At 40.2% G+C, this 11,631-nt stretch carries 11 protein-coding genes and 1 pseudogene; 10 read left to right on the plus strand and 2 right to left on the minus strand.

All coding sequences use genetic code 11. The annotated features are described in order from the left end of the window. A pseudogene (locus tag BM294_RS16090) lies at nucleotides 1–280 on the plus strand (hypothetical protein); the annotation flags it as partial. Nucleotides 281–378: 98 nt separating this feature from the next. On the opposite strand, the gene BM294_RS15045 reads toward BM294_RS16090, so the two are convergent. Continuing rightward, nucleotides 379–1,206 (minus strand): class I SAM-dependent methyltransferase, encoded by an 828-nt coding sequence (locus BM294_RS15045; RefSeq protein WP_091209841.1) that lies wholly within the window; start codon nucleotides 1,204–1,206, stop codon nucleotides 379–381. A 176-nt stretch (nucleotides 1,207–1,382) separates the two neighbouring features. On the opposite strand from BM294_RS15045, the gene BM294_RS15050 reads away from it, so the two are divergent. Then, a complete protein-coding gene (locus BM294_RS15050) occupies nucleotides 1,383–2,402 on the plus strand; it encodes a hypothetical protein (protein WP_091209843.1) in 1,020 nt (339 codons plus the stop codon). 237 nt (nucleotides 2,403–2,639) lie between these two features. Beyond that, complete coding sequence (locus BM294_RS15055; protein WP_091209845.1) at nucleotides 2,640–4,136, plus strand: 4Fe-4S dicluster domain-containing protein; 1,497 nt, start codon at nucleotides 2,640–2,642, stop codon at nucleotides 4,134–4,136. Between the two features lie 228 nt (nucleotides 4,137–4,364). Here BM294_RS15055 and BM294_RS15060 read toward each other — a convergent pair whose 3' ends face one another. Further along, nucleotides 4,365–4,799 (minus strand): hypothetical protein, encoded by a 435-nt coding sequence (locus tag BM294_RS15060; RefSeq protein WP_091209847.1) that lies wholly within the window; start codon nucleotides 4,797–4,799, stop codon nucleotides 4,365–4,367. A gap of 416 nt (nucleotides 4,800–5,215) precedes the next feature. On the opposite strand from BM294_RS15060, the gene acpP reads away from it, so the two are divergent. The 7 genes from acpP to fabG all read left to right on the plus strand — a co-directional run bounded on the left by acpP (nucleotide 5,216) and on the right by fabG (nucleotide 11,535). Then, nucleotides 5,216–5,437: an acyl carrier protein gene (acpP, locus tag BM294_RS15065; RefSeq protein ID WP_091209849.1), complete on the plus strand. Its 222-nt coding sequence runs from the start codon at nucleotides 5,216–5,218 to the stop codon at nucleotides 5,435–5,437. A 70-nt stretch (nucleotides 5,438–5,507) separates the two neighbouring features. Further along, nucleotides 5,508–6,521, plus strand: a complete 1,014-nt coding sequence (gene accD, locus BM294_RS15070) for an acetyl-CoA carboxylase, carboxyltransferase subunit beta (RefSeq protein ID WP_091209850.1) — start codon at nucleotides 5,508–5,510, stop codon at nucleotides 6,519–6,521. Nucleotides 6,522–6,537: 16 nt separating this feature from the next. Further along, a complete protein-coding gene (locus BM294_RS15075; RefSeq protein WP_091209852.1) occupies nucleotides 6,538–7,464 on the plus strand; it encodes an acetyl-CoA carboxylase carboxyltransferase subunit alpha in 927 nt (308 codons plus the stop codon). A gap of 36 nt (nucleotides 7,465–7,500) precedes the next feature. Continuing rightward, nucleotides 7,501–8,583, plus strand: coding sequence for a 3-oxoacyl-ACP synthase III family protein (locus BM294_RS15080; RefSeq protein ID WP_334292734.1), 1,083 nt, complete (start codon nucleotides 7,501–7,503; stop codon nucleotides 8,581–8,583). A 56-nt stretch (nucleotides 8,584–8,639) separates the two neighbouring features. Continuing rightward, entirely contained in the window at nucleotides 8,640–9,563 is a 924-nt protein-coding gene (locus tag BM294_RS15085; protein ID WP_091209856.1) for a nitronate monooxygenase, read from the plus strand. Nucleotides 9,564–9,761: 198 nt separating this feature from the next. Continuing rightward, the gene (locus BM294_RS15090; RefSeq protein WP_091209858.1) at nucleotides 9,762–10,796 is read left to right on the plus strand and encodes an ACP S-malonyltransferase; all 1,035 of its coding nucleotides are present in this window, start codon (nucleotides 9,762–9,764) and stop codon (nucleotides 10,794–10,796) included. Beyond that, a complete protein-coding gene (fabG, locus tag BM294_RS15095) occupies nucleotides 10,789–11,535 on the plus strand; it encodes a 3-oxoacyl-[acyl-carrier-protein] reductase (RefSeq protein WP_091209860.1) in 747 nt (248 codons plus the stop codon). The genes BM294_RS15090 and fabG overlap by 8 nt, the downstream gene beginning before the upstream one ends. Nucleotides 11,536–11,631: the final 96 nt, after the last annotated feature.

Consider the following 11,631-nt stretch of genomic DNA (forward strand, 5'->3'; position numbering starts at 1 on the left):
GATCAGGAAAAGAAGGAAAAAGGAAATAGATCTCGCCGGGTATCTGGGCATACCAACCGGATCCATGGCTAAATGGAAGTATTACGGAAGTACATCGTACCTGAGATATGTAGAGGAAATATGCATATTTCTTAACACGACACCGAATTATCTTTTCCTTGGGCATGAAGAAACAGTAGAAAGTCTGTCATTTGAAGAAAAAGATATAATTCGAATGTATCGTGACCTGGATGAAGGAAGAAAGAACTGCATCAAGGAAACTTTACGATATTTAACATAAATGAGATAGATTAATACGAAGTGGTAGAAAAACCACTTTTATAGAGGAGTGTGATTACTAAAGCCGGAGGCATACTCCGGCTTTAGTAATAGTAAAAATTAAAATTTTCTTGTCCCAGGAAGTATACAGTCATACCGTATAGCTTTTCCTGACAAAGAGTAATCCGGTTTTATACCTGCAAGGAAAGGTCCTTTCAAAGGACGTTTGATGACTATCTTGTGGGGGGTAACCGCTATTGCTGCGAAGAGAAGGTCATTTTCGTCAGAGCAGGGATGTTCCAACTTCTGCAAAAGCTGAAATTTTTTCTTCACTAAGGCACTTTTAGTTCGTGCCGGAAACATAGGATCAAGCAGAATGACATCCGGAATAAAGTTTAGATGATTCATTGCTTCAATGCTGCTTTCGGTATGAAGTTCCATTCGGGAAACTATATCGGAAAGCTCAGGTATGGAAGAAGCTCTGTTCAGTGTATCTTTAAGTAGAGCAGATATAATGGGATCGTATTCATATAAGATAACATTAAATCCTGCTGCAGCAAGAAGAAGAGAGTCTTCGCCCATGCCTGCCGTCGCATCTATAAGTATAGGTGTGTGTGATATATTCTTTATCTTTGCAGATTTAACAAGCATTTCTTTTTGCAGATTGTTTGGCTTTAATCTGGGAATATTTTCTATGAAATCCCCTCTAAGTTCAAGCCTTCCATCAGTGAGGGAAAGACCACTTTCGTTAATTTTAAGATACAGAGGTTTGTCTTTCTCATCTGATAGTTTCCGGGTTTCTTCATATATAGAAGGAAAAGAAGAAAGAAATGTATCAAGTTCATCCCTAGATTTTGCAAAGGGAATATCAAGCTTATCTGACAGAGCTTTAGCATCAGTAAGATAAGCATCTGATTCAGGATAAATGATCAATTGATTTTTGAGCATAATGTCACATCTCCGATAGTGTATGAAGTACGTATACTTTAACTCAGTTTAAAGAAATATTATGAATTAGGCAATGGTTATTAATCAGTACAGTTCTTTTTTTTGATATAATTATAATAACTATGTTATTTGTTACGAAACAAAAGTAACTCGAATAAAGTGAAAGGAGGATTGATATGATTAACAAACTTACAATAAAGAGGCTGAAAAGGAGTTCTGCTGTAGCGACTTTAACACTTTTCATGAGTTCAGCTATGGCGGCATGTGGAAATAAAACAGATGTTCCGGAAGCAACAACAGTAGCGGTGGACACTACCGTGGCAGAGACAGAGAAGGAGATAGTATCAGAAACAAAGATATTCCCCAAGGAAATAACAGGGAAAATTATTGATGCTGCTACTAACATTATTTCTATTGAGGATGCAGATGGTAATATTCACAAACTAAGTGAGATAGAAGGAGTTGATATAACAAAGCTTACTGATGGTGTAAAGTTAGATATGGAAGTAACCGTAGATCTAAATAAATCCGGTGAAATTGTGTCAATACGTCCTGCAGGAACCGATCATGAAGGTGAAACGGAAGCTCCTGAAATAAAAGAAGAAGTAACAAAGGACGAAGTCAAACAACTGCAGTCGGGTGTGAAAGATGTTTCCGATCTCAGCTATGATATACAGAATGCCGGGGCAGTAAGCGGTGTTGTTATAGATATTTCCGCTGATAATAGAACTATTATTCAGACTGAAGAAGGACCGGTGGAATTCTCTATGGGAAAAAATACAGATCTTAGTTTGGTAAACGGTAAGGTTAGTCCGGGAGATGGAGTGCGTATATTCTTTGATAAGGATGGAAAGGCCGGTTCTGTTGACAAAGCCGATATATCAATAAATAATCCGGATTCGGCTGTGGCTGCCGGACGAATCATTCTTGATGTTGCAAATGATGACTTCAAATCTTTTGCAGAAAAGATTCAGTATCCTATTATAGTAGATGAAAAAGAATATGCTGATGCCAGTGCGTTGTTAAAGGATAAAGATTCTATATGGACCGGAGAATTGATTAAAGCTCTTGTGACAACTAATCTTCAGAAAACGGCCGCAAGAGATGCTGGAATATTCCTTGGTAATCCTGATGGTGCATATGTACTTATGAATAACGATATGGAATTTAAAATATCAGGTATTACGGCAGGATGAATCAAATAAAAGTATAGACGTATAGTATTATGCATCAATTTAGATAGTAGAAATTCACTTTAGATGTTATAATCCATAAGGCTGAGAAAGGGAAGTCAGGAGCCTGAACTCAGCCGGAGTAGTAATTATTTCAAATTCCATTAATCAAAGTCATTTTTTAATCGAATAATTATATAGAGTTTTATTTGATACAAGTAGACTGATGGAATTTGTGCATATCTGCACAGGAGGAAAAGAATGGTAACTAATGATAAGGGTGCTATAGAGTTAAAGCACAACGTCATTGAAGGATTGGCGAGGGCTGCATGGGATAACAGACTGGGACCGGAAGCGGAGAATGAACTCATCATGAAGATTTCTCCGGGACCGCATGCAACATGGAGATGCTGTGTATATAAGGAAAGAGAAATCCTCAGATGGCGTATCCGTCTTACAGAGAATATGGATGCCAATCCATACGCAACAGAGCCGAATCCAAATATAATCCAGGTTATTGACCCTGCGTGCGAGGAGTGTCCGCTTTCTTCATATGCAGTAACTGATAACTGTCGTCTGTGTTTGGGAAAAGCATGTCAGAACAGCTGCCGTTTCGGGGCTATAACAATGGGTGAGCAGAGAGCTCATATCGATCCCAATAAATGTAAAGAGTGTGGAATGTGCGCAAATGCATGCCCTTACGGAGCTATCGCACATCTTGTAAGACCTTGCCGTAAGCCTTGCCCTGTAAATGCTATCACCTATGATGAGAATGGCATCTGTAAGATTGATGACAAGAAGTGTATCAGATGTGGCCAGTGTATACACAGCTGCCCGTTTGGAGCTATAGCTTCTAAGCTTGATGTTCTTGATATTATTAAGGATATCAAGGCAGGAAAGGAAGTATATGCTATGTGTGCTCCTGCTATAGAGGGACAGTTTGGTAAGGATATAACCATGGGTTCTATCAGAGAAGCTCTTAAGAATGTTGGCTTCACTGACATGGTAGAGGTAGGTCTCGGTGGAGATATGACAGCTGCCTATGAAGCAGAGGAGTGGTATGAGGCATGTAAAGAAGGAAAGAAGATGACAACTTCATGCTGCCCGGCATTCATCAATATGTTAAGAATGCATTATCCGGAGCAGTTTAAGGAGAATATGTCAGAAACAGTTTCTCCTATGTGTGCTATTTCAAGATATTTAAAGGTGACTCATCCAGGATGTAAAACTGTATTTATCGGACCATGTATAGCAAAGAAGTCCGAGGCTCATGAGATGGGTATCAAGGATAATGCCGACTATGTTATGACATTTGGTGAGATGCAGGCTATGCTCAGATCAAAGGATATCGAGATCAAGCCTGTGGTTGATCCATATCAGGAGTCTTCTATTTGGGGTAAGAGTTTTGCAAGCTCAGGTGGAGTTGCAAACGCTGTTATGGAAGTTATGAGAGAGCGTCAGCAGGATACAAGCGGTATCCAGTTAAGAGCAGCAGCCGGAGGTAAGGAGTGTGTAACAGCGCTTTCGCTCCTTAAGATGGGAAAGCTTCCTGAGGATTTCATCGAGGGAATGGTTTGTGAAGGTGGATGCGTTGGCGGTCCTTCAAAGCATAAGACAGAACTTGAGATAAGAAAGGCTCGTCAGGATCTTCTTAATCAGGCTGATGATCGTAAGATTCTTGATAACCTCAAGAACTATCCTATGGATAAGTTCTCTATGATGAGAGGCGAGATGAAGGAATTTAACGGAGAAGCATAATAAATAGTCAGATGGATGGGGAGATTGGCAGAGTTTCTCCGTCTGTCGTTGGTTTAAAACGTTAGGCTATGTTATGAGATATACCAAAAGAAGGACATATGGCTTAAAGCCATACGTCCTTCTTTTTATATATAATGTTAATATACTATAATCTACAGTAATACATTAAGATGAAGCAGAAAAAATATAATAAGAGTATCTGATTATTAAATAATGGAGTAATAAGTTTTAAAATGGAAGTCGTATGGTTGGTAAAGACCCCATTAGGTTATTGAAATTATCGATGTGAACTTTTAGGTCATCTATTGTTTTAAAGAACTCATCAATCTTTTTTGTATATGTTGTGTAATCAGTTTCAAGATTACTAACCATAGTATCAATCTTCTTCATTGTTTCAAAAGCTTCATCAATTTCAGATTTATATGAAATAACAGTCTGATACAGATATATACTTACTCCTATAAGAGCAACAATAGTTATTGTGGTAACTACAAGTAGAAGTACCATAAGTTGTTGATTTTTTTTAAGCTGAGCCATGATTTCAGCATTGGTAGGAACATACTCTGCTTCTTCAGCCGGAGTATCGGAATCAAACGTTTCAGAATCCGAATCTTCATCAAATTCCAAATCAAGATCATCTAAGTAGTTTTTTTCATCCTTCAAAGCTATAGCACTTCCTTTCTTAAAAATACATAAATCCAATTTAATTATAACATACAAAAACAGGATAAAGCATTATCTAAGAGCGTGAATAACAAATCATAAAAGGATTTTTCATATAAAACCTGAAGAGTGAAGTTAGAGAAGACTATTTAAAAAATTTTATATAACTAAAATTATTTAAATAATACATGCAAAATAAATGACGGAAAAACGTCATGCGCTTTTGTCTCCATTTTTCATAGTTTCGGAAACTACTTTTATTTGAAAATTAATTTCATTGACTAGACGAACGGCTTTATGTATAGTCAACAACATCGGCGGATAGTTAAAAATATTTAACAATATTGTTTTGATATCTGCCCCACATAGTATTGAAAAACATCAGACGTCGTTTTATCGGCCAAAAAGGAGAAATTATGGATTTTGAGACAGTTAAGGGCATTATTGTTGACACACTTGCTTGCGATGAGGATAAGGTAACACCATCTGCAAGATTTATCGAGGATCTTGAGGTGGATTCACTTTCTCTTGTTGAACTTCACATGGCTCTTGAGGATTCTCTTGGTCACTCAATCCCGGACGGAGAGATCGGTAAGCTTCAGACAGTTCAGGAGCTTGTAGACTACTGCAATAAGTAATCTGAAAAAACAAATTCAGTTAAAGCCAAAGCAAGTCTTTGGCTTTTATCTCTTTGATGGAGGAAAACAAATGAAATCTCCAATTAAAAAAATATATGAATTATACAAGGACAGGGCTTTAAGACAGAAAGCTCATGCCGATACTGTCGGACATAGTGGTATCCGACTTGCTTTTGGTAAAAACAAGGGAACGGATATATCCGAAGCATCTGCAGCAAAGGAAAAGACTGCTGAGGAGTATAAAGATAAAAACGGTCTACGTATACCTGCGGTGATGATACCTTCCAGCTTTATCACATGCAGATCATGTGGTAGAAGGGCACTCAGACATAAATGGGAAGATAATTTTTTTGTCTGCCCTGAGTGTGGAAAGTATGCACCGATCGGAGCGTATTACAGATTAAGCCTTATCCTTGATAAGGGGTCGTTTACAGAAATAGATGCAGATATAAAAGCGGATGATCCATTAGGATTTCCGGGATATAAGGAGAAAATTGAACGGCAGGAAGAGAAAACCGGTTTAAATGAATCTGTTATTTCAGCAGTTGGAACTATAGAAGGAATACGTCTTGTATCAGTTGTTCTTGACAGCAGATTCTTTATGGGATCAATGTCTCGCGCGGTAGGAGAAAAGGTAACAAGAGCGGTTGAGTATGCCGATAGAGAGCATCTTCCACTTCTCATATTCAGTGCAAGTGGTGGAGCGCGTATGCAGGAAGGGATATATAGTCTAATGCAGATGGCCAAAACAACATCTGCTATTGAACAGTTCAGCGAGAATGGAGGCCTGTTTATAAGCTTCCTGACCCATCCTACAACCGGAGGTGTTACCGCAAGCTTCGCAACTCTTGGAGATATAACATTGGCTGAGCCGGGAGCACTGATAGGATTTGCAGGTCCAAGAGTTATAGAGCAGACTATCAGCCGTAAGCTGCCAAAAGGATTCCAGCGTTCGGAATATCTTGAAAATCATGGTTTTGTAGATCGTATAGTTGAAAGAAGTGAAATGAGAGCTGTACTCACTGATATTTTGAAACTACATGCAGACACAAGAGTTTTTAAGGCTGCTGGATTAAAAGCGTAGCTTTGGAGAGTAAAGAATGATCAAAGACATTATACAAGAGGCTGACAAGATAGGTGCACAGATTGATGCGTTATCAGTAGATGAGATTTCACTTGAGAAGAATGCGGAAGAGATACGTGAACTTGATAAGACAAGGAATGAGCTTTTATCAAAGTGTACAGAGCTTAATGCTTCTGACAGAGTGTATCTCGCAAGACATCCCAAGCGTCCGCATATAAAAGAGTTTATAGACAATCTGTTTACTGATTTTTTTGAGCAAAAGGGAGATCACTTATATGATGAGGATCTTTCAATATACGGTGGAATCGCAAGATATAAAGGTTGCCCTGTGACAGTACTTGGACATCAGAAGGGTAAGACAATGGATGAGAACCTTGCATATAATTTTGGTATGCCGAGACCTGAGGGATATAGAAAAGCTTTGAGACTCATGGAGCAGGCTGAGAAGTTCGGACGTCCGATAATAACATTTATCGATACCCCTGGGGCATATCCCGGTATGGAGGCGGAGGAGCATGGACAGGGTGAGGCTATAGCAAGAAACCTTGCAGCCATGAGCAGATTTCATGTTCCTATTATCTCTATAGTGACAGGAGAAGGAAATTCCGGTGGGGCTCTTGCCATAGGTGTTGCAAATAAGATACTGATGCTGGAAAATGCGGTTTACTCAGTACTCAGTCCTGAAGGATTTGCATCAATACTTTGGAAGGATGCTGCGAGACATGAGGAGGCCTGTGAAGTTATGAAACTTACTGCTCATGACTTGAGACATGCTGGCGTTGCAGATCATGTTATACCAGAGCCTTTGGGAGGAGCACAGGAAGATCCTGCAAGACTGTATGCGAGTCTCGACATAGTTCTCGAAAAGACCTTTACAGATTTATTAAAGCTGTCTCCTGAAGAACTTCGAAAGCAGAGACAGGAAAAATACAGAAATATCTAAACATTCACTTAATTACAGTGAACTATCAGGAGCGCAGTGTTGAAGGGAATAAAAATAATAGGTCTGGGAGGAGCCATTCCAACTAAGACAGTAACCAATGATGCTTTGGGAGAAATAATGGATACTTCTGATGCATGGATATATCCGAGAACCGGAATTCATGAAAGAAGATTCTGCTCAGAGAATGAGAGTGCATTAACATTGGCGATTGAAGCGGGTAGGAAAGCTATATCCGATGCGGGTATAAGGAGAGAAAATATCGGAGCTGTAGTTGTAGCTTCGATGTCGCCTGATCTTGCGACACCAAGTATGTCTGCAATCATACAGAGAGAACTGGAATTGCCTTTGGTACCGGCCTTAGATCTGAATGCGGCATGTAGCGGTTTTATATATGCATTGGAAGTTGCAAGAGGTCTTTTATCTGCTGATATATCAGGTGATGTTTATAATGACACCTGCATTGATGTTTCAAAGACTCCAAAAGAAAAGTATGCTCTTGTTATAGGAACTGAGCAACTTTCAAGACTTATATCTATGGAAGACAGATCAACAGCTATTTTGTTTGGAGATGGAGCAGGAGCTGCGGTGGTTGCATTGGAAGAAACCGATACCGGTAAGACATCTGTCAGGTATGCAACTGAGAATAAGTCAGATTCAACCTATGTGAGCATTTTAGGATCCAAGGGATCAGGAGTTATTGAAGCACCGTCAGTATATGAGAGAGCATATGAAAATGGATGTCGCAGAAAAACAGATGCTGAGAAGATCGACCATATGCTTATGGATGGTAAGGATGTATTTGTTTTTGCATGTGATGTCATTCCGAGAATTATAAACAGTCTCCTTAGAAAGACGGGATTGAGTCTCGAGGATATTAACCATGTAGTGTGTCATCAGGCAAATGCCAGAATCATCAGACATGTTATAAGGGCAATGCATGCACCTGAGGAAAAGTTCTTTATGAATATGGAGAAACTTGGAAATGTCAGTGCTGCATCCATACCTATAGCACTTTATGACATGAAGTGTAAAGGACTTATGTCAGAAGGTGACAGGATGATACTTGCCGGATTTGGCGGAGGACTCACCTGGGGAGGCTGCATAATAAGCTACAAATAGCATTAATAAAAAGACATCAAACCATATTAATTCTACATAAATGGAAAAGGAAGAACATGAAGTTATTAAATGAGATTTTAGGAACACGATATCCGGTAATTCAGGGTGGAATGGCAAATATTGCCACAGGTCGTTTTGCTGCCGCTTGTGCAAATGCAGGTGCAGTAGGACTTATTGGTACAGGCGGAATACATACTGCAGAAGAACTTAGATCAGAGATTCGTACAGCCCGTGAGTTGGCACCGGTTCAGGCAGACGGATATAATCCGGTTATAGGTGTTAATCTTATGCTCATGAATCCTGCAACAGATGATTTTGTAAAGGTTTGTATAGAAGAGAAGGTTTCTGTGGTGACAACAGGAGCCGGAAATCCCGGAAAGTATATGGCGGATTTTAAGGCAGCCGGCATTAAGGTAATTCCTGTGATAGGAGCACCGGTTCTGGCGCAGCATGTAGAAAGACTTGGAGCAGATGCAGTCATTGCGGAGGGTTGCGAAAGCGGAGGTCACGTTGGAGAGATGACAACAATGACACTTGTTCCACAGACTGTAGATGCTGTTAATATTCCTGTAATTGCAGCAGGTGGTATTGCTGATAATCGCCAGTTTAAGGCTGCACTGCAGCTTGGTGCCTGTGGTGTACAGATAGGTACAGTGCTACTTGCTTCTCCAGAGTGTCCTATACACGATAACTATAAAGAAGCTCTTCTTAAAGCTAAGGGATCAGATGCTATCGTTACAGGTCGTATAGGCGGAACACCGGTAAGAGTACTTAAGAATCAGATGACAGTACAGTATCTTAAGCAGGAAAAGGCAGGTGCAGATAAGATGGAGCTGGAGAAGTATACTCTCGGATCATTACGTCGTGCGGTATTTGACGGAGATGTCAAGACAGGATCTCTTATGTCAGGACAGGCATGCGGACAGCTTAATGAAATACGTCCGGTGGCTGAGATACTGAAGAGTCTTACACAGATGTAAGGATGAATAAAGTTACATGAGATGGTGTGCAAAACTATGTTTAATATACTGATAAAGCTGAAGGACACATCGAAAGTAATGAAGTTTCATGAAACAGGAATCAAAGGGCATGGTTTGAAATAAAACGTTCAAACTAATTTGGTGGTTAAGATACGAGTCCGGGTAAAACCGGATAGAGTCTAAACCATGGAGGAAGAAATGAAAACAGCATTTTTATATGCAGGACAGGGAAGCCAGCACGCAGGAATGGGTGCGGATCTTTATCGTGACTATCCTGAGTTTAGAAGAATATTTGATGAAGTTTCAGAAGGCTTGCAGAAGCATAATACAGATGACAAAAACTATGATTTGTGCAGGTTATGCTTTGATGATCCTGATGGAGTGATAAATGAAACACGTTATACTCAGCCGGCAATGGTTGCATTTGCATGCGGAGTTACTGAAATATTAAAAGTTCATGGTATACGACCGGATTATGCGGCGGGACTTTCGCTTGGTGAGTATTCTGCATTGGAAGCAGCAGAGGTTATGGATCCTGAGACTGCAGTCCAGATGGTGGCCTTCCGTGGTCAGAAGATGGCTGAGGCAAGTGAAGGTGTGGATTGCGGAATGACTGCAGTGCTTGGTATGAATGAAGATGAGCTTGAAGACTGTTGTGAAAAGGTAAGAAAAGATAGTGGAAAGATTGTATCGATCTGTAATTACAACTGTCCTGGTCAGATAGTCATCGGCGGTGAAAAGGAGGCAGTTGATAAAGTTACAGAGCTTGCTTCGGGCTTTGACAAGGTTCGTTGTATTCCACTTAAGGTATCAGGCCCGTTCCATACAAGTTATATGGCGAGCGCAGGTAGTGCTCTTGAAGAGTATTTCAAGAATATTCGCATGAACAGACCTAAGTGTGATGTACTGTTTAACTTCCTCGGAGATGAATCAGAGGCAGTATCTGCGTCAGTTAATTCAACCACAGCCACAACTGCAGCAGCATTTAGAAAAGCTATACCTGAGCTTCTCGTATCACAGGTACAGAAGCCTGTTCGTATGGAGTCAATAATAAGAAAGCTTTTCTCTAAGGGAGTGACAGACTTTGTAGAAATCGGCCCCGGTCATACACTCAGCGGTTTTGTAAAGAAGGTCGCAAAGGATATGGGAATAAAAGAATTTTCTATAAGTACTGTAGAAACCTCGGAAGATATTGAAAAACTTACATCAGATAAAGAGAGAAATAATGAATAGTATAAAGGGAAAAACAGCTATAGTAACAGGAGCTTCCAGGGGCATAGGAAGAGCTATTGCAATAAAATTGGCAGCCATGGGGTGCAATGTAGTGGTGGATTATGCCGGAAATGAAAATGCAGCCAATGAAACGGTTAAGCTTTGTGAGGAAGCAGGCGCTTCTGCAATTGCAGTATGTGCAGATGTTTCTGATGAGGCTTCTGTAGAGGAACTAATAGCAAAGACACAGGAGAGTTTCGGGAATGTTGATATTCTTGTTAATAATGCCGGAATAACAAGAGATAACCTGATGCTCAGAATGAGTGTTGAAGATTTTGATGAGGTAATATCCAAGAATTTACGAGGCGCTTTCCTGATGACAAAGTATGTGGGTAAGCTCATGCTGAAACAGAGAGCAGGACGTATCGTGAATATTTCTTCTATAGTAGGTGTACACGGAAACGCGGGACAAGCAAACTATTCTGCATCTAAAGCCGGTATCATCGGACTGACTAAGACTACCGCTTTGGAGTATGCTAGCCGTGGTATCACAGCTAATGCAATAGCTCCGGGATTCATAGATACAGACATGACAAAGGCACTTCCTGATAAGGTAAGAGAGATGATGCTGTCTCGTATTCCTGTTGGGAAATTTGGTGCTGTCGAGGATGTTGCCAATGCAGTTGCATTTTTTGCTTCGGATGAAGCTCGTTATATAACCGGTCAGATTCTGGGCGTCGATGGTGGTATGGGAGCGTAGGAGTTTGCATCAGCAAACTCCGGAGCGAAATGGCAGTTTTTCGAAGAAAAACTGTTTTGCAGAGCAAAATCAACACAGGGCAACAAGCCCGGTGTT

Source organism: Oribacterium sp. WCC10 (genome assembly GCF_900113415.1).
Taxonomy (GTDB): Bacteria; Bacillota; Clostridia; order Lachnospirales; family Lachnospiraceae; genus Oribacterium.

What these genes read in the sequence shown, in the direction of transcription:
- BM294_RS15045 (WP_091209841.1), bottom strand. Translation starts at nt 1,206, where the DNA reads ATGCTCAAAAATCAATTGATCATTTATCCTGAATCAGATGCTTATCTT.
- BM294_RS15050 (WP_091209843.1), top strand. Translation starts at nt 1,383, where the DNA reads ATGATTAACAAACTTACAATAAAGAGGCTGAAAAGGAGTTCTGCTGTA.
- BM294_RS15055 (WP_091209845.1), top strand. Translation starts at nt 2,640, where the DNA reads ATGGTAACTAATGATAAGGGTGCTATAGAGTTAAAGCACAACGTCATT.
- acpP (WP_091209849.1), top strand. Translation starts at nt 5,216, where the DNA reads ATGGATTTTGAGACAGTTAAGGGCATTATTGTTGACACACTTGCTTGC.
- accD (WP_091209850.1), top strand. Translation starts at nt 5,508, where the DNA reads ATGAAATCTCCAATTAAAAAAATATATGAATTATACAAGGACAGGGCT.
- BM294_RS15075 (WP_091209852.1), top strand. Translation starts at nt 6,538, where the DNA reads ATGATCAAAGACATTATACAAGAGGCTGACAAGATAGGTGCACAGATT.
- BM294_RS15085 (WP_091209856.1), top strand. Translation starts at nt 8,640, where the DNA reads ATGAAGTTATTAAATGAGATTTTAGGAACACGATATCCGGTAATTCAG.
- BM294_RS15090 (WP_091209858.1), top strand. Translation starts at nt 9,762, where the DNA reads ATGAAAACAGCATTTTTATATGCAGGACAGGGAAGCCAGCACGCAGGA.
- fabG (WP_091209860.1), top strand. Translation starts at nt 10,789, where the DNA reads ATGAATAGTATAAAGGGAAAAACAGCTATAGTAACAGGAGCTTCCAGG.